The organism is Nocardia shimofusensis NBRC 100134 (assembly GCF_001613125.1).
GTDB lineage: Bacteria > Actinomycetota > Actinomycetes > Mycobacteriales > Mycobacteriaceae > Nocardia > Nocardia shimofusensis.
This window is the reverse complement of the sequence record NZ_BDBT01000071.1, coordinates 1-852: the sequence shown is the minus strand read 5'-3', so window position 1 is coordinate 852 and position 852 is coordinate 1. Positions and strand designations below refer to the sequence as shown.

Genomic DNA, 852 nt, shown 5'->3' with positions numbered 1-852 from the left:
ACCTCGACCAAGGTGTCAGCGGTGCAGGAGCGAAACGCTCTGACGGCCAGGGCTTCGCGGGTGAACTCGTCGACGATGTTGAGGAACCGGACCTGCCGGCCGTCGATGGTGACATCGATCTGGAAATCCAGTGCCCACATCTGATCGGGAAACGCCGCCCGCAACCGTTGGTGACGCCCCGGTCCGATCCGGCGCTTCTTCCGCGACCGGACGGGCCGCTTCAACCCTTCTTCCCGCCAGAGTCGTTGCGTGCGTTTTCTGTTCACGACCAGGCCCTCGGCGCGGCAGATCGCATGCGCCTTGCGCCACCCCCACCGCGGATGGCTGCGCGAGATCGCCCGCAACCGCTGCCGCAACACCACCTCGGCATCGGCGACGGCGGCCGGGCGGCGCTGCACCGACCGTGACTGACCCACCACCCGGCAGGCGCGTCGTTCGGAGATCCCGAACCGTTCCCGCAGCACCATCACGGCCCTGCGGCGCCGGTCCGGGCTCAGTAGTTTCCCCGGGAAATCTCCTTGAGCATGTCGATATCGAGGGCCTGCTCGGCGACCATCTTCTTCAGCCGGGCGTTCTCGCGTTCGAGCTCTTTGAGTCGTTTGGCGTCATCGGCTTTCATCCCGCCGTACTGGTTCTGCCAGCGATGCCAGGTGCCCTCGGAGATCTCGAGGTGCTTGCACACCTCCTCGACCGAGAACTGCTGACCCAACAGCTTCTCGCCCTCACGCAGTTTGCGGATAATCTGCTCGGGCGTATGCCGACGTCGTGACATGGTGTGATCGTCTCCTTCTGCACCCATTCTGGTGCATCAGAACTCCCACAACCGGTGGACCTACCCACAGGGATCCAGTC

General features: G+C 64.6%; 1 pseudogene. It reads right to left on the bottom strand.

Annotated features, from left to right (window positions below):
• Nucleotides 1–772 (bottom strand): annotated as a pseudogene (locus NS3_RS30270) (transposase); the annotation flags it as partial.
• Between the last annotated feature and the right edge of the window lie 80 nt (nucleotides 773–852).